Here is a 22,105-nt window from a genome sequence, read left to right on the forward strand (position 1 = left end):
GAAGGGGGATGTGTTTCATGATTGGAATGGGGACTGCAAGAAAGTGGTTTGTTTCGTTGAATTATATCGTTTTAGCGCTTACCGGCCTCGTGATGATGCTGCCTTTTGTCAACATATTGGCAGGTTCTTTTAGCGGAGGAAAAGCTATCTTACAAGGAAGCGTAACCATATTTCCCGTAGATTTTACTTTGGCCAACTATGCCTCCGTGCTGAATAATATAGCCATTTGGAAGTCATTCGGAATAACGGTCTATGTGACTGTTTTGGGAACGACGCTTAATCTTCTATTTACTTCTACGATGGCTTATGGACTTGCTAAAAAGGATTTAAAGGGGCGTTCTTTCTTCATTCTTCTTGTACTTTTTAGCATGATTTTCACGGCACCCATCATTCCTTCGTATTTGCTCGTGAAGTCATTCGGCATGTTGAATACGTTATGGGCATTGATGATTCCGGGCTTAATTGGCGCGTTTAACCTGATTATCATGATTTCGTTTTTTCAATCCATCCCGGAAGGGCTTACGGAAGCTGCCAAAATAGATGGCTGTAACGAGTACCGCACGTATTGGAGCATTGTCCTGCCGTTATCCTTGCCATCCTTGACCACGATTGGGTTATTTTATGCAGTGGCTCATTGGAACGGGTATTTCTCAGCAGTCATGTATTTAAGAGATCCGGGGCTGTACCCACTGCAGGTCAAGCTGCGACAGCTCATCGTCGACAACGATGCGGCTAATGTCATGCAAAGCGTACAGATGACATTACAGTCTGCGGAAGGTATTAAAATGGCGACAATTATCGTAGCCACTGTCCCCGTGTTGTTAATTTACCCGATGATTCAGAAGCATTTCACTAAAGGAGCAATGCTCGGATCGCTTAAAGGGTAGTTCTCATATGCCAACTACTATAAAAAAGGGAGTGCGTTATGCTTATGAAGAAAAAGAATTTGCTATCAGGGCTTAGTTTAGTCCTCGCTGTTGGATCGGTCATTGGCTGTTCAAATAAAGCGGAGACCGGTGACAGCGGTAAAACTGCGCAGCCTGCAAAGCCTCCAGTCGTCAAAGTTACTTTGGGAACGAGGGGTCTGCCCTATGTGGAAGGATCGCCTAATATTAACGAAGATAAGTTTGTGAGGAAGCTCCGGGAGCTGTCCAAGACAGATGTCAAGTTTGAACTTATTCCTCACCAGGAATTCAATAAGAAACTCACCTTGCTTTTGGCCGCAGGGGACCTTCCAGACCTTCTTCAGATCAATGGCGTTAACTCTCCCGAGGTGGCCCCAGCTGTAAACAATGGCGCATTTTACGAGTTGAACGATTTGATTGACAAATACGGCCCTAATCTGAAAAAGAATATTTCACAAACGACGTGGGATTCACCTATGGTTAGTAATAACGGAAAGATTTATGCCATTCCACTCGAGAACTATATACGGAATACACAGGTCGTTTATGTACGAAATGATTGGCTCCAAAAGCTGAACTTGAAAACGCCGAAAACCATCGACGAATATGTGGACATGTTGAAAGCGTTTAAAGAGAAAGATCCGAACGGAAACGGAAAAGCGGATGAGATTCCATTCTCAGGTCGACAAAATTTCGCTTTTAGCGAAGTGTTCTTCGCTGCCTATGATGCGATTCCGGGAGGATGGAAATATGAAAACAACCAGTTAATCCCGAACTTTATTCGACCGCAAATGAAGCAAGCCCTGGAGCTGCACCGTAAGTTATACCAAGAACAACTAATGGATAACGAAATTTTCGTTCAGCAAGGGAAGGATTGGGACGCTAAAATCAAAGGAGCTGCTAGGGTTGGCATGTTTGTGCATGATCCAGGGTATCCGGATAAATGGCGCTCGGAAGTCAAGCAGGGTGACTCTAATGCGGATGTCATTAATATTCCTGCTCCCACAGGCCCAGATGGCAAAGGGGGTCTGATGATCGGTTCCCCTGTCAATATGGCATGGTCGATCCCGAAATCGAACAAACACCCGGAAGAAGCCATTAAATTCTTGAACTGGTTTTATTCGGACGAAGCTCAGAAATTCCTTGATTACGGCTTGGAAGGCGAAGATTATACGCTGGATAATGGGAAAGTGAATTATAAATATCCGACAAATCCGGATGAGATCAACAGAGAAAATATGCATCTTATGTTCCTGCGCTTGGTAGGGCCTTCCTATTTGGCGAATGAATCCTTTATGAAGGGGCGTAAGGACGGGGATATCATCGCAAACGCGATTCAAATCGCTAAAAGCGAAGGTCGTCAAGACGATGGGGTGGATATGCCGATACCGCCTACCTTGCAGTCGAAGCCAGAGCTTGGCAAAAACGGTTTGTGGATGGAGACAGCTGCCAAAATCATGACCGGCAAAGAACCGATCGACAGCTTTGATAAGTTCGTAGAGGACTGGAAAAAGCGTGGCGGGGACCAAATCATTAAAGAAGCAACGGAATGGTACAACGCAAAAAATAAAAAGTAAGATGATGGCTCCCTCCTTTCCTTAGATGGAGGGAGCATCTTTAATTATCAGGGGGTAATCACTTTGAATCATACCAATCAGCTCAATGGGAATTTCACAAACGGCCAGCCTATAACGGCGGTAATCGTAGGTGCCGGACATCGTAGTCTGCTCTATGCTTCTTATGCTACTAAACATCCGGATCAGCTGCGTATCGTTGGTATCGTTGAACCTGATCCTGTTCGCAGACAACTGACTGCAGATAAATTCGGCCTTACGTCCGAATGCTGCTTTGAATCGGTGGAGCAGCTGGTCGCGGGGCCTCGGATTTCGGAAGCGGCAATCAACGGAACAATGGACCATCTTCATATCCAAACGACGATTCCGCTGCTTGAGGCCGGCTATCATGTGCTATTGGAGAAACCAATAGGAACGACCGAAGAAGAAATTTATGTGCTGCATCAAAAAGCGAAAGAACATAACCGCATTGTGATGATCTGCCATGTATTGCGGTATGCCCCATTCTATGCGGAAATTCGCAAAAGAATTGAAGCGGGCGACATCGGAGAAGTCGTCAATATTCAAACGGCGGAACATGTTAGTTATCATCATATGGCGGCTTCCTTCATTAGGGGGAAGTGGAACTCCAAAGAAACATGCAAATCATCTATGCTGATGGCGAAATGCTGTCATGACTTAGATATTATTAGTTGGATGACGGGCGAAATAAGACCAACGAGAGTAAGCAGCTTCGGAGGTCTCATGCATTTTAAAGCTGAAAATGCACCTGAAGGCTCGGGAAAACGCTGCCTGGTCGACTGCAAGATCGAAGAAAGCTGTCCTTATTCGGCTAAAAAGCATTACATTGAACAAGGGCGCTGGGGCTTCTACGTTTGGGAAAACGACTACTTCGGGATAGCGCCGACGGAAGAGGAAAAGCTGGATATCCTGCGTACAAGCAGTCCGTATGGCCGATGCGTCTGGCATTGCGACAACGATGTCGTCGACCGCCAATCCGTTATCGTGGAATTCGAGAATGGCTCAACGGCTACGCACAGTATGATCGGGGGGACTTCCAAACCATGTAGAACGCTATTCATCGTCGGGACGAAGGGAGAAATTCAGGGAACTTTGGAAGATGGTTCATTTGTAGTCCGACACCCCGATGCCCGTGCTGGGCATGAATACACAGAGGAGCGCGTAACCGTAAATGTAACCAACGACAGTCACGGTGGGGGAGATTTACTGCTCGTGAATGATTTCGTGCGTGTGCTGCGAGGGGAAAAGCCTTCGATATCAAGCACTTCTTTAGAGAAATCCGTATATGGGCATCTCATCGGATTTTCTGCAGAGTGTTCCCGGCGGGAAAACAGAATTGTGGAGATTGGGGCTTTGTAAGGGAAGAAGAGAAATAAAGTGTGCTTCATTAACAGGCAATGAGATTTGAATGAAAGAGTCTCCTTGGTATGATGTTTATGGGCCCCAGATGCTTGCCAGCGAACGGGTCCATAGCAAAACCAAGGAGACTACAACATGCATGCTATCTAGACGTTCTATTTAATAATCAGAGCTTGCTTTTGGGTCGACAATTCATGCTTTGTATTAGAATTGTTCTCTGAGACATCAAAATTAGCGACGGCCCAAACTTCATATTCGCCATGAGTGATGCGTATATCGCTATATTTGTAACATGGGAGAATTAGCACTATCGTGTCATCTAATTAATCCTTTCTTATTAGAGGAAATAGACAATCTTGAGCATTACATTGATCATGAAAATATAGACCACGAACTAGGGCGAGCTGATATTGATGAACAAGGTCTTCGCAATTTAATCCCCTATGCTCGTCGGAAAGTTTGGTTAAGTAACTTCCGCATACACTTTAAGTAACACAGATCGGCGAATTGTGGTTTCGTACCAGCACGACTCAGTTGTTGAACACTACTTGTCCATATAAAGAAAAAAGAAAAATACCGTCAGTTTGTCTTTGAGACACTTTGACGGTATTTTTGTATTTGCAGGAGAGCTTACAGGCGAGAGTGCGGTTGATGTTCTGAAAAAAAAGGAAAGTTGAGAAATTTCCCAGAGAAAAAAAGTCCAATTGCCGCAAGAAGGCTGTTCTCGTAGGCTAGGGGTATCAACTCGAACGCAAGAGAAGTGGGGAGGTGTAAAATAAAAGAATGAGCCGTGAATATAGTCATCCTATCCCCTCGGAGATCAGGACTCCTACAGCCAAGCAGCGATCTCGAATGTGGGCTATCATAAAACGGGATAAATATCTGTATCTGTTAGCAATGCCGGGTATCCTTTTCATGATCTTGTTCAAATATGTACCCATGTGGGGGATAATTATTGCTTTTCAGAATTATTCTCCTTACAAGGGGGTGCTTCACAGCGATTGGGTAGGGCTGGAGCACTTTATCCGTTTTTTCTCAAACCCGGACTTTATGCAACTGTTCCGCAACACGATGGCGATCAACTTGATGAATCTGGTTTTCTACTTTCCACTGCCGATTATCGTTGCTTTGCTGCTGAATGAGGTAATGGGCAAATCCTTCAAAAAGCTGATTCAGTCCATCGTGTATTTGCCCCACTTCCTTTCCTGGGTCATTATTGTGGGGATCACCTTTTTAATGTTATCGCGCACCGATGGTGCAATCAACAACCTGTTTATGTATGTGGGATTCAGCAAAGTTGATTTCCTGACAAACCCTAAAGTCTTCTGGATATTACTTACGGTACAATCGATCTGGAAGGAAGCGGGATGGGGCACAATCATCTTTCTTGCAGCTATGGCCGGGTTGGATACGCAATTGTACGAAGCTGCCAAGATTGATGGGGCAAAACGACTGCGGCAAATTTGGCATATTACGCTGCCAGGAATCCGCAACGTGATCCTAATTTTACTCATATTGCGAATTGGTAATATTATGGATGTCGGATTCGAGCAAGTGTTCCTCATGGGCAATGGGGCGGTATCGAATGTGAGCGAGGTCTTCGATACGTATGTCTATCGCCTCGGAATACAACAAGGCCAGTTCAGTTTCAGTACGGCTGTCGGGCTTTTCAAGTCTGTGGTGGGGCTTGTGCTGGTTGTAATCGCCAACAAACTGGCCAAACGCTTTGGCGAAGAAGGCGTGTATTAAGGAAGGGGATGCAGGATGAGAAAGAGCACAAAGGACCTCTTTCCGGTTTTTAACTACGTGGTGTTGTCGTTAATCGGGCTAATAACGTTGTTCCCGCTTTATTATGTGGTTGTCGTCTCGTTTATGAGCCCGTCGGAATATTTAAAGGGAGGGTTAAGATTGTTTCCCTCCGATTGGTCTCTGGCCTCTTATCAATATTTGTTATCGACGAAGGCGTTCCTAAGCGCTACGATGATCAGTGGATTTCTGGCTATTGTCGGCACAATCTGCAGTCTGGTTATCACGGCGGCACTGTCTTATGCCTTGTCACGCCGTAGAATGCCAGCCCGCCGAGCGATTCTATTATTAATTCTGTTGACGACACTTTTTAATCCGGGAATGATTCCACCGTATTTGCTTGTGCGCGATCTGCATTTGATTAATAGCATCTGGGCACTTATTATTCCTGTGCTGACAAGCGGTTGGTATGTGATTCTAATGAAGGGCTTCTTCGACAGTATCCCGGACAGTCTGGAAGAAGCGGCCCAGATGGACGGTTGCAATGATCTCGGCATTTGGTTCCGAATCATTTTGCCACTATCCTTGCCATCGTTGGCGGCCTTCGGCCTCTTCTACGCAGTTGCCTACTGGAATACCTTCTTCTCGGCTGTACTGTATATCACAGACTCGTCCAAGTGGCCCCTGCAAGTACTGCTTCAGAACATGCTGATCGATTCCTCGACAGCTGCGGGTGGAGGCGCTGCGCAGGAGCTGATGACCGAGCAGTCGATTCCTCCAGAAACACTTAAAATGGCTGCTGTTGTCATCGCGACGGTCCCTATTTTATTCGTCTATCCGTTTCTGCAAAAGCATTTCGCCAAGGGTGTCATGGTTGGTTCGATCAAAGGGTAACGAAACATTCGAATATTATAGGGGGTTCTCCAATTGAAATATCAAAAACATGGTATAGTAAAAAGCACAATCCTATTGACGGCTGCGGCCGTGGCGCTATCAGGCTGTGGGGGAGATGGCGGCAAAGCGTCCCAAAAGACAACTGAGATCTCCATCATGACCAACTTCAGTACGCCGGAGCCGCCGGGCGCGGACAATGTAATCGTTCAGGAAATCGGCAAGCGCACGAATACGAAGTTAAATATTCAATGGGTATCTTCCAATAACTATGCGGAAAAAACGAAAGTAACGCTAGCCTCCGGTGATATCCCAGATCTGATGTTCGTCATGGACCCTTTTGACCCGCTAGTCATGCAGATGGCCAAAGAAGGAGCGTTCTGGGAGTTGACGCCAGAGCGGGTGAAAGCTTACCCGAACCTGGCAGCTTACCCGTCCGCGGTATGGGAGAATTCCAGAATGCAGGATGGTAAAAATTATGGTATTCCGGCGGTTCGTCCTATGGGAGGCTGGTCTTTTATCAATATTCGCAAAGACTGGTTGGATAAGCTCGGTCTGAAAATGCCGCAGACGACCGATGAGTTATTTGAAACAATGAAGGCCTTTACCTATAACGATCCTGACGGCAACGGAAGGCAGGACACATATGGACTTGCAGGCAACCAAGGCTCCTTCCTGTTCGAGCCGCTGTTCAACTCGACGCAGGGCAAGTGGAAGCTGAAGGACGGCAAACTGGCCCATATTTACCTGGAGCCGCAAACCCGTGATGCGCTTTTGTTCGAGAAGAAGCTGTACGATGAGAAGGTTATTCCTGAGGATTTTGCGGTGCTCAAGCTTAGCCAGTTCGAAGATATGGCCAAGGGCAACAAGGCCGGCATGTGGGTCGATACAGTAGAAGCTTCCTGGCGTCCGACGGAAGAGCTTCGGAAGACGATTCCTAATGCGGACTTTCTGCCGATGACGTATTTGATCAGCCCTGAGGGCAAGAAGATGGCGTATCAATGGCGGGGCTTTAATGGCATTTTCCTGATACCGAAGAAAGTGTCCGAGGAGAAGCTGAAGACCATTCTGCAATTGATGGATTATGGTTCGTCCCAGGAAGGCACGGATCTGGCTTGGTACGGCTTCAAGGATGTTCACTATACAGAGAAGGATGGCATCAAGCTGGCGACAGAACAGGCGAAGAAAGATATCGTCTCCCAAAGTGCGCTGGGGAAAATCTTCAGTCGGGATGAGAAGTACCTGTGGGCTTACAGAACGGGCATGCCTGCCGATGTCTTTGAACGCAATAAGAAGATCGTCGATGCTCGGGTGCCATATCTCGTCGGAGATATCGGCAATGGGCTATACTCGGAAGCAGCGAGCAAGTTCGGTGCTGAGATCGATAAAAAGGTGGATGATCTGCGGGTTAAGATCGTGATGGGTAAGGAGCCGATCAGTGCTTGGGACGATTTCGTGAAGAATCTGTCTAAGGACGACAATTTCCAGAATATCATTAAGGAAGTAAACGATTCTTACCAGAAGAGAATAGCAGGGAAAAAGTAAGGAAATCAGCAGGAAGCGGCTCTTGAGACATTAGCTCAGGAGCTCGTTTCCTGTACGAGCATACACGTTGGGATGGGTGAGCATGAAGAAGCGGATTGGGAAGGGATTACTATCATATCGGGGACATACATTCCGGCGGAGCTTGCTGCTCATTTTGATGGTCACAACCATACCTACCCTCCTTATTGCAGCTAGCAGTTATTATATTGGGGTCAGCTATATTGAACGTGAAGTCGAACGGACGCATAAGCTGCAGCTTGACTACACGGTTAAACAGGTCAGCGACGCATTGGGACATTTGCAAGTCGGCATGAACCAGTGGACGCTGAATCCGCTGATGAGCGATAAGCTGAGAGGCATCGATTTTAAAGATAATTATGCGTTCAGCAAGGATTTCTTTGAATCTCTGACCGTCTTGAACAACAGCAGTGCGCTAATCGATCAAGTCTTTGTGTATCTGGAGAGCCCGCCTCGCATCATCTCGGACAGTCAAGGGATTCACAAACTGGTGGACAGTGGAGCAAAGCCATACCACGAGCTGCTTACGGTCAAGGAGCGATTATTTTGGCGCGTGCTCCAGGCGCCTGCCCTGGAAGGGCTGTTCGTCATACACAAGCTGCCGGTCATCGGCGAGCCCTTCGGTTCGATCATGGCCCGAATCAATGAGAAGCAGCTGCTGAATCTGGCTGGCTTTGACCCTAGCTTGGGTGGCACAGCTTTCATACTCAGCAGGGAAGGAGCGCTAATGTCACGCGATCTGTTTTCGCCTGCCGTCTTGAGAATGAACGAGGAATTAGTCCAAGAAATAAACGGCAAGCAGGACAAGTCCGCTTCTTTCCGCTGGAGCTGGGACAACGAGTTGTATATCGTATCGACGGCAACTATACCTGTTACTGGTTGGGAACTTGTGTCGGCGGTGCCGCTCTCCGAATTTCTGAAACCGATTTTGATCGTATCCCGGCTGATCATGGCAGTAGGGCTGGTTAGTCTGCTGTTTGTTCTGCTCAGCTCCTGGTATGCGTCTGTCCGACTCGTCCAGCCCATTCATCGGCTGCTCCGTACGTTGATCTCTCCGGTTGGGACCGATCCGCTGCTCGTTCCTAAGGACGAGATCCAGTTTATCGAAGAGCAGTGGCGGAACTTGAGTACAGAAAGTCATTTACTGCAGTCTCGGCTGGAAAATCAACACTCCTCGCTGCGGATGGGGTTCCTGCTGCAATTGGTGCAGGGTCACCTGCAGCTGCTGCGGGAGCCGGAGATCAGGCAGCGCATGGAGCAGTACGGGTGGGAGCCGGATGGCCAGCAATTCGTCGTTATAGTTGTGCAATTGCTAGGCTTCTATCGGCTGCAGGGGTCCTTTCGCGAGGATGAACAGCCACTCGTTACGTTTGCAGCAGTGAACATCATTGAAGAACTGACGGGGAGTGACAATGTATCCGTCATGAACCTGCACGACTTGTCTGTTGGCTTGTTCATCATGTTTCCTCGAGAGGCATCCCCTGCTGAGGTAGCCGAACGCCTGAAGCAAATGGCTTCAGAAATTGGCCAGAGCTTGCACCGCATTCTGAAGATGAATACCGTAATCGGTCTGGGTCAGACGGTGTCTGCCATCAGTCGCATTCCAATCGTTTGGGCAGAAGTGCAGCAGGCGCTGCGGCACAGAAAGCTGGATGTGCCGAATCAAATTATCGACCTGAACGAACCGATGGGCGTGCATGCGGAGTCGAGATACCCGTTTACACTGGAACAAGACCTGATCCACGCAATGTTAAGCGGGCTAGGTGAAGAGAGCCGCCGGCTATTAGGCGAGTTCTATCTGGAGCTGAAGGTGCAGGCGGAGTTGGAACTGGTCTTGCAGCAGGGAAGCCTCAGGCTGTTAGGAGCGATGCAGGGGGCTCTGATGAAGTCGGATGTGATGCAGGCAGGCTCCTTATTCGATTGGGGGCAGCTCTATGCGGAGCTGCTGGCGCTGAAGGACAGTGACGAAATGCAAGATTGGTTCGTCGGAAGGATCATGGAACCGCTGATAGCGGAATTGACGCATCATCAGAATGACAGAGCTCGCATGCTGGTTGAGAGGGTGGTCGGGATGATCCGTTCCGAATACCGAACGGATATCTCGCTGGACTTGTGCGCCGACCGGCTAGGGATCTCTTCGTCGGGGCTGAGCAAGCTGTTCATGCAGGTGACAGGCGTGTATTTCGTCGACTACTTGACCAAGACGAGGCTGGACCGAGCCAAAGAGCTGCTGATTGGTTCCGAGCTTAAGATGCAGGAGATCGCCGTGCAGATTGGCTATCAGCCAACGTATTTCAATCGGATTTTCAAGAAAATGGAGGGCATGACGCCGAAGGATTTTCGCGAACACCATAAACTGTAGCCCCGTCGGGGGAAGAAGGGAGCAGAATCTAACATGATCATGGAACGTCTGGATCAGGTGACCGATCCGATCCGCTCAATTGAGCTTTACCGATATGATGTAAACGTTCAGCGGCAATTCAGCCATGGGGCGTGGACCAATCGCATCCACGGATTTATCCGCATTGCGGCTGGGGATCGAGGCGGCTGGGGAGAAAATATCATGGCGATTAACCGCGAGGAGCTGGATTTGAATGAATGGCTCAATCCGCTGCAGGATCTGATCGGGATGACGATCGGGGAAGCGGTTCGAACCGTTATGAGCCGTCTTGTAGAGCTGGGCTCTAAGCGAGCAGAAATGGTGGAGATGGCGCTGCTGGATCTTGCAGGCCAACTGCTCGGTCAGTCCGCCCTCGAACTGCTGGAGCTTGACGGCAAGGAGCCTGTCCCGGGGCTGTTTTGTATTCTGGAAAAAGACCCTGAGAAAGTTCGGGAGCGCGCCCAAGAATCTTGGCATCAAGGCTATCGAACTCACGTAAAGGTTAAGCTGTTCGGAGACACTCAGCTAGATAAGAAGGTTATTGAGGCGGCCCGCGGCATCATGGGCCAGGAGACATTCATCATTGGGGATGTGAATGATGGGTATCGGCCGAAGAAGAGCGACGACAGTCTTGATGGAATCGTGGTGGCGTTGCGTGTCTTGCAAGAGGCTGGCTTGAATGCCTGCGAAGACCCGGCTAACCTGACTGTACCACAATGGGTTGAACTGCAGCGCCAGGTAGGCGTTCTTGAGCTGTTGCCGGATGCTCCGTTGCGGCCGGCGGTCGATGCTGTGCGTCTAGCCGTCACAGGCATGGGCGGCATCTATAATATTCATCCGGGCTGTGCCGGCTCCCTGATTCATGCCGTAGAGCTAGCCCGCAAGATCCGCGGGTTCGGTGCCCGTCTCATGATCGGTGACGACAGTCTGGTCGGCCCGGCTTGTACCGTCTGGCAACAGATCGCAATCGGATTATCGGCTGATTGGGTCGAGGCGCTGGAGAAGCCGGGTGAGTCCGATGCTTTCGACGCCTGCGTCACTGCTCAGGATACGTACAGGACAGCTGATGGGCGTGTAAGTATGAGTGGTCGATCGCCGGGCTTCGGCCTTACGATGGATGAGAAGCAACTAAGGACTTGCAGCAGGGATTACAGCAAATTGGAAGCAATTTAATTTTAGAGATATTTAGGAAAAATGTATACTTAAATCAAGTAGCTGTCGGTATGGCCGACGGCTTTTTTGCGTCCGATAAACTCCATCACTCCTCACTAAGTAGGACTCTTCAGGAGCCAACGGCTTAACTCTTTTTCCATTGACAGCATGCAAGAGCCGATCTATAATTTAAACAAACGTTTAATTAAAACGATCATTTAAATTTCAGTGGGAGTGGTACATATGAAACAAGCATTAGGCGCATTTTTTAAGCAAGGCACGACGAAGGTCGGAATTATTACAGCTATTACGTTCCAGCTGTTATTCAGTTTGATTTGGATGACTGGCTACGCAGGCGTGTCTGATAACACGAAGAATTTGAAGATCGCCATTGTGAATGAAGATCAAGGTTTGGGGAAGACAGTGGCAACCAACTTAAAAGCGAATCTGCCTTTTCAGACGGAACAAGTAGACTCCAATGATAAGGCGCAAGACATGCTTAACAATCGTGACGTGCAGATGGTTATGCATATTTCGGCTGATTTTTCTAAAAAGCTTCAAACACCGGGTCAAACAGCTCCAATTACGTATACAATTAATGAATCCAATCCGTCGATGACAAAGTCTGTGATGCAGGCGGTAGCAGGAAATGTAACAGCAACTGTGAACAAGGAAGCTGTGGCTGCAGGAGCATCTGCGGTATTGACTCAAATGAACCCGAATCTGCCGGCAGAGCAAGCAGGGCAAATCGCCCAAGGGCTCGCTAGTAAAGTAACCTCGGATATTCAAAGTACGAATAAAGTGAAAGATATGCCGAATCAGATGCTTCCGATGATGCTTGTGCTTGCTTCTATCGTAGGAACGATGATCATGGGGATGAACTTTAGCGTTTCTACGACCATTCTCGGCGCATCGGTTAATAAAATGAGTAAAATGGCCGCACGCATGGTGCTGACCGTTATCGCCGCAGTGGTTGTCGGACTTATCAGCGCGACGATGGTTGTTGCTTTGGGCGGTCATGTGGAGAAAGGATTTTTCGCACTATGGTCGTTCGAATCCTTATTCCTGCTTACTTTTGCGTTCGTTGCTCAAATGTTTTTGACTTTGTTTGGGAACGCAGGTATGCTATTTAACATCGCGATGTTGTCCCTTCAATTAGTGTCCTCCGGAGCTATCGTACCAAGGGAGCTTCTGTCGAGTTTCTATCATTCCTTAAGCAATGCCTTCCCGGCTACTTATGCGGTGAACGGTTTGATGAATATTTTGTTCGGCGGTCCTGGCGTGGGTAAAGAAGCCGGATTCCTGTTTCTGATTGCGGCTATTGCTCTAGTTATTGATATTGTGGTCGTGTCTTTGAAAAAAGTGAAGGCACCTGCCGCTGGACATCGCTCGCAAGCCGTGTAATTTTGTATGCAAGGAGGGCGCTGAAGTATGGCACATCAAGAATTAGACATGAAGATGAAAATTGTACTGGCGGCTAAAATGTTGTTCGCCAAGCATGGCTATGATGCGACTAGCGTTCGTCAAATATGTGAGGAGGCCGGGGCCAATGTGGCTCTGGTTTCCTATTATTTTGGCGGAAAAGAGAGCGTTTTCTACGAAATCTTCCGTCAATTTTTTCCGAGCCACAAGCTATCCGGCTTTTTTGATATTGATGATCCTGTCATAGGGATTAAGGCAATTATTGAAGAAGTCATTTTACTTCGCAATAAAGATCCGCAAATGATCAGCCTGCTTCAAATGGAGATTATTACGATGTCCCCACGCATGGAGAAGATGAGAGAGCTCGTTTTTCCGGTATGGGAAAAAGTAAGATCCCTGTTGGAAAAGGGCAGACAGGAAGGTCTTTATCATTTCGAGTCTCTGGATAGCACGTTAATGTTTGTATTGGGTTCGATATTTTTCTATAAGCAAAGAGAGTTTTTTGAACCGCTTTTTACGGATCCGCGGCCGGATATGGACACGCTCATCCATCAAACAACAACCTATGTAATGAATGCATTGGGCTATCAAAGTAAAGGGGAATAAGGACTTATGAGTAAATCCTATATCGTTTGTTTAGGTGAGCTTTTAATTGACTTCGTGCCTGAAGTGAACGGACAGGCTTTGGCCGACGTGACAAGCTTCCAGCGGGCGGCGGGCGGAGCACCGGCCAATGTGGCTGCGGCGGTCGCCAAGCTAGGCGGCGACGCAAGGTTTATCGGCAAAATCGGCCGGGACCCTTTCGGCGATTTCCTCGTGCGCACGCTTGACGAAGTCGGTGTGCAGACGGCTGTGATCCAGACCGATGAGGCGAAGACAGGTCTGGCTTTTGTTTCGCTGCGCGCGGATGGCGAGCGCGATTTCCTGTTTTTCCGCGACCCGGCGGCGGACATGCTGCTGCGCGCAGACGAAGTCCAGACGCAGTGGCTGGAAGACGCCGCCGTCTATCATTTCGGCTCGGTGTCCTTGATCACTGAGCCTTGCCGCACCGCGACGCTGGATGCAGCGCGCCGAGCGAAAGATCTTGGCGCATTGGTGTCCTACGACCCCAATGTGCGCCTTGCGCTGTGGCCGAGCGCCGAAGCGGCTCGAGCGGAAATTCTTGCGCAGCTTGGGCTTGCGGATGTGGTCAAAGTCAGCGAGGAGGAAATCGAATTCCTCCTCGGCGTGGACGCGACCACAGGAGCGCAGCAGCTGCTGCAGCGCGGACCTAAAGTGATAATCATCACTTTAGGTCCTGACGGCTGCCGCGTTGTGAGCGCGCGGCAGGATGTCGTCATCCCCGGAACGCTAGTGGCTGCCGTGGATACGACAGGCGCCGGCGACAGCTTTGTCGGCGGCATGCTCTTTCAGTTGGCGTCGCTGGGCGTGACGCCTGCAAACATCGTGGACGCGCTTGCCGAAGCTGGTGTCGCCGAGCGCGTATTTGGCTTTGCCAATCGCGTGGGCGCTATCACCACAACGCGGCGCGGCGCGATTCCTGCGCTTCCGACGCTTGCGGAAGTGCAATAAACGGCAGCTTTTACGAAGACTCGCTCTATTCCATTCTGTGGGATAGAGCTTTTTTGTTGTATATATTGAAGGCGCTTGCATTGCGGAGGGGTTCTTCTCCATTTATGATTTCTGTTATATCTACAAATCCCGAAGTTAATATGAACCTCTAAATACGGCCATTCCATGGGGATGGCTGGTTTAGAGGTTTTTTTGCGTCTCCTCGTGTAAGTAGGGGGCAGGGAGTTTTGGCTCCACTAATGTAAGTTCTGTGTAATTAAATATTACATTTTACTAAGGGGGATCCTATTGATTTCGCTTTTCTCAGTCGAATTTGCATAAATAATATTAAAATGTGTCATATATCATTACATTATTTCGTTGACACCTGATAAACGAGAACATATAATTTGATCATAAAAACAACAAAACAAACTTATTTTATATTAATTAAGTTGTGTTTATTTGTTTTTATATAAAGATTTGGGGGGGCTTTGATCGAGGCAATCAATCCTATTTATTTATAAGACTCGCTAGTTTCGTTATATCTCCTGATTTTCCTCTGCACGCTCCACTATATTTACAATTTCACAACATCAAATTAACACTGCACGAATGAAAAACCAATAAAATACAATTAAATACCAACAAAAGCAACTGTTAAATTTAATTTTTCATGTTTTTGTGTTGTTTTATTAAAAAGGGAGGATGGAATTCAACAGGTCAGTCAGAATTTTATGCCGGGGCTGTCATTGTCAATGTACATGAGGCTGCACGGATTATGAATCTACGTTAATAGAAGGAGGACTCATCATGTTAAATACCAAGAAATTCGTATCCGCATTAATGGCATGTACGATCGCTTGCTCGGTTGTTTACTCATCGGGAGCAGGTTTTATCCCGGTTGCCGTTGCCGCTGTCACTGTTGAAAAGCCCGTGCCTTCAGTTCCGGCAGGCCGCTATGAACAATCCATCAATGTTGCGCTTAGTTCCACGGCAGGTGCAGACATTTATTACACGCTTGACGGCACATTGCCTGATGAGACCAGCTTCAAGTTTGATGGAACACCCATCATCCTGACGGAATCAACGAACCTTTCAGTGATTGCTGTGAAAGACGGCGTTTGGAGTACAGCCGGGACTTACGGCTATATTATTAAGACTGCCGAGAAGCCACTTCTGAAATTCGCTGCGATGGGGGATGTCCATGTCTCACATGGTACAGCTGAAGAAGATGATCGAAATCGTGCAATTTGGGCGAGTAATTTTGATGTCCTCGGCTCTGTTCTGCCTGACCCGGATGCCATCGTATTTGCGGGTGATATGATCAATGATAATGACTTTACAACAGGTGCCAATCATACATTCGTTTACGACATTTTAAAAAAGCAGATGGATCGAAAAGGCTGGAGCGATATGCAAATGCAGATTGCTATCGGCAATCATGACGCATACGTTTCCGATGTGCAAAAAGGGTATCCGGCAGAATGGTTCACGAGCCAGTCAAACGGTTATTACGAGAAGACAATCAAAGGGTATTCCTTCTTCTTCGTGAACGCGAACAACTACAACGGCGACACGACACAAAGAAACTGGCTAAAGGGACGGCTTGCGGAGATAACTGCTGATCCGGCGAATCGGAACAAGCCGATCTTCCTTACTTTGCACCATCCGGTTGCCAATACGGTTATGGACGGACAGCAAGCTTCCAATCCGAACCTGAATACGGATCTGAAGGATTTCCCGCAAGTCGTTGTGCTTTCCGGTCACTCGCACTTGAACATTAACGATCAGCGCTCCATTTATCAAAAGGACTTCAGCGTAATTAATGTCGGATCGATGTCGTACATCGAGGCAGAAGGCGGGTATTCCGTTGTCACAAAAGAAGAAGGACTGAAAGCGGAAGATTTATTCGCAGTGACTCAGTCCCCAGTTATTGAGGTGTACCAGGATCGTATAGAGATCGAGCGTATTGAGTACAACGGCGATCCGGGTAATATTCGTCCTTTTGGTAAATGGGGGGCAGGATTTAAAGCTCCACCTTACAATAGCGCCGGCGCATTAGCGGGTAAGAAGTGGGTCATTAAATTAACTGGCAACACCAACGAAGAAATAAAAAGCAATTTTACGTATACGCCAAGCAATCGCAATAAAGTAGCACCAAAGTTCCCGGCGAATCCAGATATGAAGGTGCAGATGGGAGCGGATAACGTGCCGGTGCTTTCGTTCAATCAAGCCAAGGACGATGACGCCATGCATCACTATGAAATTAATCTGTATGATCAAAGAACAGCCCAATTGGCAAAAACGTACAAAGTTTTGTCGGATTTTTACTTCTCACCGATTCCGAACAAAATGAATATTCCAATGAAGGATCTCAATCTGGCTAAGTCTTATGTTATTTCCGTAAAAGCAACAGATGCTACTGGTAACGTAAGCACTCCGGTGGAAATGTTCTATGCTTCTCAAGTTGTACCGCCTGCGCCGACACCAATTGACCCGGCTACGATGTGGAATCAGCTCGTATCGGATATGAAGTTCGACGGTAATCTGAATGAGGATGCTTCAGGCGCAACTGGTAAGGCTACCCAGGCAGGTTCGGTTTCATTCGTAACAGGCAAATCCGGACAAGCTGTCAGCATTGCAGCAGGCAATTCCAATTATGTCGATCTTGGCGACAGATTGGACTTGAAGTTCGGAAATGGCGACTTCACGATCTCGTTCTGGCATAAGGGTGATTTGAAAGGTGATCAGACGGTCCTCTCCAACAAAAACTGGAATTCAGGTAAGAACCCGGGCTGGTACATCGGTCCGGCGGTTTCGAACAGCATGACCCTTAACATGGCTGACGGAACCAACCGAATGGATTATTCGCCTCAAAATGTGGGGCAGGATTGGCATTACTTTACGATATCGGTTGACCGAACAAACAAGACGGCTTCCACGTATGTTGACGGCATCTTGGGGGCATCAAAAGATATCTCCACATTAGGCACATCCAGTATGGATACACCTTATCACATCATTCTCGGAGCAGACGGCAATAAAGGCAATGGCGGTGCGACCGTCACGCTGGACGATTTGAAAATATGGAAACGCGTCTTGTCCGCAACGGAAGCCAAAGCGCTGTCAGACTCGTATCAGTCGGCAAATTTGTACAACTTTAGTCAGTTGACGTCCAAAATTCAAGAAGCAGAGCAGTTCACTGCGTATGTTGCTGGAAAAGCCGGAATATCCATTCCTGCACAAATGCAAAATGATCTGACGACCCGGATTGCTGCGGCAAAAGCCTTAACGTCAGGCTCCGATGCGGCTGTGATCGACCAGGCTTATCTGGATTTGCTTTGGGTCTTGCAAACTGCCCAGAGCAACCTTATTTACACATTCATTCCGAAAACCGATTTCTCGATCGATTCTTTCAGTTCAGAAGATCTAGAAGGCAGTTATGCAAGCAATATTCTGGATGGTTCAGAAACGACCATTTGGCATTCCAGATGGGAAGCGCCTGCTGCTCCATTCCCGCATTGGGTCATCATCGATATGAAAAGCTCATATAAGCTGAGCGGCATTCAGAGAAAGAGTCGTCTCAATCAAATTAAGCTGGAATTCCCTAAAACTTTTGAATTGTACGTCTCGGACAGTAAGGCCGACCTTAACGATCCTACATTCCTTGGCAATACGGCTAACAAAGTTACCGGCACGTTTAACAAGACCTGGACAGGGACGGTGTATAAGGACTTTGTTACTTTGGATAAAACCGTGCAGGGCCGGTATGTGAAATTTGTCGTTACCGGAACCTATGATCCAGTCGCAACCTATACCAGTATGAGCGAGATTGATTTTACGGGCCAAAAGATTTCAAACGGCGATGCAACTTTGACGGATTTGAAAGTAAACGGCGTGACGCTCAGTGGTTTCGCACCGGACAAACTCAACTATGCGTTGTCGGTGCCATACGGCACAACGGCGACAAGCGTAACCTATGCGGCTGCCGATCCTGCTGCAACAATCGTGGTGAGCGGCGGTGAGAATTTGATCGTTGGAGCCAATCCTGTCACTGTTACGGTGACGGCGCAAGACGGCACTGTGAATGTGTATGCTATTGCGGTAACCAGACAGCCGCAACCGCTATCGTCCAACGCAAACTTGATTGATTTGCGAGTGAACGGAGCAACATTGAGCAGTTTTGCACCAGACAAGCTGAACTACTCGGTTGATGTTCCTTATGACATAACAGCAGCAAGCGCGACCTATGAGAAGGCAGATTCTGCGGCGACCGTAGCAGTGAATGGCGGCGAGAATTTGATCATCGGTGATAATACAATCACCGTTAAGGTAACGGCGCAAGACGGTACAGTGAAAACTTATACCATCGTAGTAACTAGACATGCTCAACCGTTATCGTCCGACAGTTCTTTGATTGATCTGCAAGTGGGCGGAACGGCGGTAAGCGGATTTGCACCGGATAAATTCGACTATGCATTGTCGGTACCTTATGGTATTACAGTGACAAGCGTGACCTATACGAAAGCTAATTCTGCTGCTACCGTAGCAGTGATTGGCAGCGAGAATTTGATCGTCGGCGATAATCCAGTCACCGTTACGGTGACGGCGCAAGACGGTACCAGCAAAAGTACGTATACCATTGTGGTAACCAGACAACCTCAAATGGCATCGTCCAATACAAACTTGCTTGATTTGAAAGTGAATGGAAAGACGTTGAGCGAATTCGCACCGGACAAGCTAAACTATGCGATGTCGGTACCGTATGGCACAACGGTGACAAGCGTAACCTATACGAAAGCGGACCCTGCTGCAACCGTAATAGTGAGTGGTGGCGGCAATTTGATTGTCGGCGATAACACGGTCACGGTTAAGGTGACGGCACAGGATGGTACGTTCAAAACTTATGCAATTACGATTAAACGTTTATCAAATCCAGGTACAGATTCAGATCCAGGTTCAGATCCGGGTCCGGGCTCAGGCTCAGGCTCAGGTTCATCAACTTCATCAACTTCATCAACTTCATCAGGACCATCGACAACGCCGGATAAACCGAAGCTGCCGGAAGACGCAGCAACCATCAAAGACGAGGACATCAAACAGAGCTCTGCCTCCGTATCCGTCGGACTACCGGAAGGGAAGAATCGCCTGATTATTGGGATGGAGCAGGCCGAGAAGCTTGACGGACGCTCTCTGCAAGTTCAGGCTCAGAACGTAAAACTGATCGTTCCTGGCGATCTCTTGAAATCTGCAAGCAGCCTGCTGCCGGCACCTAGCGACAAGGCTGAGGTTACTGTGAAAATCGAACCGGTTGCAGCAGCGCAAGCGGAGCGGACGCTGCAGGAAGCAAGCCGCAAGGACAACGGTATTTACAAGCTGGGCGGACAGATGGTTGATCTCTCGATCTTTGCAACAGACGCAGACGGTAAACAGTTTGCTCTCGATAAGCTTGAGAAGCCGGTAACGATGACGTTCCCGATTCCTGTGGGCATGGATCCGAAACTGGTGGGCATCTACGAGATCAAAGAAGATGGAAGCCTTGCCTACTTGGGAGGAAAGTGTGTTAACGGAAATACCGCCATCGAAGTCGGTACTGACCGACTTAGTCAATATGCGGTGCTCTCCTTGGAGAAGACCTATAATGATGTGACCAACCAGCACTGGGCATACTCGACGATTCGAGAGCTGTCCGCCCAACATATCGTAAACGGGGCGACGGAAGCGACGTTTGCGCCCGGCAAAGATATTTCCCGTGCCGAGTTTGCAGCCTTGCTGGCCCGGACGCTAGGTCTTGCATCTGCCGAAGCGTCTCCGTTCGGCGACGTAACAGGAAATGACTGGTATGCGAAGGAAGTGGCTGCCGCCTATAAAGCGGGAATCATTTCCGGCAATTCACAGCAAGCTTTCGAACCGAATCGCAGCATTACCAGAGAAGAGATGGCTGTTATGCTCGTGCGGGCTTATGAGCACCGGACAGGATCGATACTTGAGCCGTCCTCAGCAGCAAGCTCGGATGCATCCGAGATTAGCGATTGGGCCTTGCCATATGTAAACAGCGCGCTGAAAGCGAAGTTGTTGACAGGGCGTCAAGAAGGGCTATTCGTACCGGATGAGCATACGACGCGTGCGGAGGCTGCACAAGCCATTTATAACTTGATGAACTAGATAAATACAAAAAGATCGCCAAACCCTGTATAAGCAGGGGAATGGCGATCTTTTTTTAGGATGCACTAGGTTCCATATGTCTACTTAGATCACACGTTCGAGAAACCAATAAATTCCGAATACGCCAATTATGCTTGAAACGCCATAAACCGTCTGGACTTTCCAGCGAGTTTGCCCAATCTTATGAATGATCGGCAACAGAACAAGCAAGACTGCCAGTTGTCCCAGTTCAATTCCGAGATTGAAGGAAAACAATGGTAATGCAACGTCCCCTGAAAAACGACCTTTTAGAAGACCCGCGAATCCGAATCCATGAATAAGACCGAATAATGCTGTAATCAGCCAGCGCCACTTATACTGCTTGCGTAACATATTTTCCGCTGCCACAAACACGATGCTTAAAGCAATTAAAGGTTCAATGATTGCCCCGGGAATCTCAACGATTTCCAGCGCTGCTAAAACCAAAGTTATGCTGTGTCCGATTGTGAAAGACGTGATGATTTTCAAATATTCATTCCACTTCAGACGGACAATAATCAGACCTAAGAGGAATAACAAATGATCATACCCTGTGAATAGATGCTCCATGCCCATCCAAATATAACTCCAGACCGTAAATAGCCATTCGGGAATCGATAATTCCAACATTACTTTTTCCTCCTTGTTTTTTTCATTCTTTTAAAAAAGATTATTATGATTATCATCACTGCTCCAACAAGCAGCAGCATCATAAACAGAATCCATATTGGAATCTTGATATTGACTAGTTGGTTAACAAGAGCTTTCGGGCTGTTGGGGTCCATATAAAGATTTAAGATTCGATTATTTTTCTCGAAATTATGCTCTTTTGCCGAACCGTCTAGTGATGTAACCGTTGCAAGGTTGCGATGTAACGGACTTATGTTGAACAAGAGGTTATAGTCAATAACCACTTCATCGACTTTCTTTCCAAAAGAATAGTCAATATTTAACTTAACCATCGGAACTCCTGGACCTCGTTGAGTGATCTCCAGAGATTCAAGATGCGACTGCAATTCGACATCATCCGCTTTGATGGACAACGATTGTGCGACCAATTTCTCTAAATCTGGTTTCATTTGATTGGCTTCTTCCATTGTAACTGCACCGTCTCGATTCAGATCTAGACTAAGAAGTGGACTCATTTCATCCGGAAGGAGCAACAGTTCGTACCGCAGACCGTTTTCCTTGAGTGTGATATTAGAAAAACCGATATCTAAATTGTGTGCTGTTGCTGATCTCGGCAAGAAGAAGCAAACCATTGTGCAGACCATTACGGCAGCAATGAACTTGTTGGTTTTGGGCAATTAAATTCCCTCCTTTTTGCTTGCGGGGTTAAGATGAGCTTACCTTTT

General features: G+C 47.8%; 14 protein-coding genes. 12 read left to right on the forward strand and 2 right to left on the reverse strand.

Features of this window, described 5'->3' with window-relative positions:
- Positions 1 to 17 precede the first annotated feature (17 nt).
- The 12 genes from GC097_RS33035 to GC097_RS33090 all read left to right on the forward strand — a co-directional run bounded on the left by GC097_RS33035 (position 18) and on the right by GC097_RS33090 (position 20,732).
- Positions 18 to 887: a carbohydrate ABC transporter permease gene (locus GC097_RS33035; RefSeq protein ID WP_246294599.1), complete on the forward strand. Its 870-nt coding sequence runs from the start codon at positions 18 to 20 to the stop codon at positions 885 to 887.
- A gap of 44 nt (positions 888 to 931) precedes the next feature.
- Entirely contained in the window at positions 932 to 2,482 is a 1,551-nt protein-coding gene (locus GC097_RS33040; protein ID WP_171687509.1) for an extracellular solute-binding protein, read from the forward strand.
- A gap of 63 nt (positions 2,483 to 2,545) precedes the next feature.
- Positions 2,546 to 3,859 carry a Gfo/Idh/MocA family protein gene (locus GC097_RS33045; RefSeq protein WP_171687510.1) on the forward strand — a complete coding sequence of 438 codons (1,314 nt, stop codon included), beginning with the start codon at positions 2,546 to 2,548 and terminating at the stop codon, positions 3,857 to 3,859.
- A 783-nt stretch (positions 3,860 to 4,642) separates the two neighbouring features.
- A complete protein-coding gene (locus GC097_RS33050; protein ID WP_171687511.1) occupies positions 4,643 to 5,608 on the forward strand; it encodes an ABC transporter permease in 966 nt (321 codons plus the stop codon).
- Positions 5,609 to 5,623: 15 nt separating this feature from the next.
- Positions 5,624 to 6,499, forward strand: coding sequence for a carbohydrate ABC transporter permease (locus GC097_RS33055; RefSeq protein ID WP_171687512.1), 876 nt, complete (start codon positions 5,624 to 5,626; stop codon positions 6,497 to 6,499).
- Between the two features lie 33 nt (positions 6,500 to 6,532).
- On the forward strand, positions 6,533 to 8,041 hold the full coding sequence (locus GC097_RS33060) for an extracellular solute-binding protein (protein ID WP_246294600.1): 1,509 nt from the start codon (positions 6,533 to 6,535) through the stop codon (positions 8,039 to 8,041).
- Positions 8,042 to 8,123: 82 nt separating this feature from the next.
- The gene (locus tag GC097_RS33065; protein ID WP_171687513.1) at positions 8,124 to 10,421 is read left to right on the forward strand and encodes a helix-turn-helix domain-containing protein; all 2,298 of its coding nucleotides are present in this window, start codon (positions 8,124 to 8,126) and stop codon (positions 10,419 to 10,421) included.
- 33 nt (positions 10,422 to 10,454) lie between these two features.
- Positions 10,455 to 11,612, forward strand: coding sequence for an enolase C-terminal domain-like protein (locus GC097_RS33070; RefSeq protein WP_171687514.1), 1,158 nt, complete (start codon positions 10,455 to 10,457; stop codon positions 11,610 to 11,612).
- 222 nt (positions 11,613 to 11,834) lie between these two features.
- Positions 11,835 to 12,995, forward strand: a complete 1,161-nt coding sequence (locus GC097_RS33075; RefSeq protein ID WP_171687515.1) for a YhgE/Pip domain-containing protein — start codon at positions 11,835 to 11,837, stop codon at positions 12,993 to 12,995.
- Between the two features lie 27 nt (positions 12,996 to 13,022).
- Complete coding sequence (locus GC097_RS33080) at positions 13,023 to 13,619, forward strand: TetR family transcriptional regulator (protein WP_171687516.1); 597 nt, start codon at positions 13,023 to 13,025, stop codon at positions 13,617 to 13,619.
- Positions 13,620 to 13,625: 6 nt separating this feature from the next.
- Positions 13,626 to 14,585 carry a PfkB family carbohydrate kinase gene (locus GC097_RS33085; protein WP_171687517.1) on the forward strand — a complete coding sequence of 320 codons (960 nt, stop codon included), beginning with the start codon at positions 13,626 to 13,628 and terminating at the stop codon, positions 14,583 to 14,585.
- A gap of 792 nt (positions 14,586 to 15,377) precedes the next feature.
- Positions 15,378 to 20,732 (forward strand): cadherin-like beta sandwich domain-containing protein, encoded by a 5,355-nt coding sequence (locus tag GC097_RS33090; RefSeq protein WP_171687518.1) that lies wholly within the window; start codon positions 15,378 to 15,380, stop codon positions 20,730 to 20,732.
- Positions 20,733 to 20,816: 84 nt separating this feature from the next.
- On the opposite strand, the gene GC097_RS33095 is transcribed toward GC097_RS33090, so the two are convergent.
- Positions 20,817 to 21,380 (reverse strand): HupE/UreJ family protein, encoded by a 564-nt coding sequence (locus tag GC097_RS33095; protein WP_171687519.1) that lies wholly within the window; start codon positions 21,378 to 21,380, stop codon positions 20,817 to 20,819.
- On the reverse strand, positions 21,380 to 22,057 hold the full coding sequence (locus GC097_RS33100) for a hypothetical protein (RefSeq protein ID WP_171687520.1): 678 nt from the start codon (positions 22,055 to 22,057) through the stop codon (positions 21,380 to 21,382). The genes GC097_RS33095 and GC097_RS33100 overlap by 1 nt, the downstream gene beginning before the upstream one ends.
- Between the last annotated feature and the right edge of the window lie 48 nt (positions 22,058 to 22,105).

It is taken from the genome of Paenibacillus planticolens (assembly GCF_013141725.1).
GTDB lineage: Bacteria > Bacillota > Bacilli > Paenibacillales > NBRC-103111 > Paenibacillus_E > Paenibacillus_E planticolens.